At 31.7% G+C, this 224-nt stretch carries 1 protein-coding gene; it reads left to right on the forward strand.

All coding sequences use genetic code 11. The annotated features are described in order from the left end of the window. Nucleotides 1-224 (forward strand): peptidoglycan recognition protein family protein (locus tag CD147_RS11695; protein ID WP_240621118.1); only part of this gene is annotated, 224 nt, incomplete at both ends.

Raw genomic sequence — 224 nt, forward strand, 5'->3', positions numbered from 1 at the left:
GTATTAGCTTATTTATGTAATTATTGGGACATTGATTACAAAACAGAAGTGCCAGGTCATCAAGATATTCAAAATGACAAAATCGACCCCGGCAATTTATTAGAAGCATGTGGTTATTCACGCAATGTTAAAAACTTAGATAAGCAAATAGCAAAATATATTAATGGGGTGCAAGAAGAAACAAGCGAGAAACCTAGTGAAAAGTTATTAGAAAAAACAAAAGA

It is taken from the genome of Staphylococcus devriesei, from assembly GCF_002902625.1.
Classification (GTDB): domain Bacteria; phylum Bacillota; class Bacilli; order Staphylococcales; family Staphylococcaceae; genus Staphylococcus; species Staphylococcus devriesei.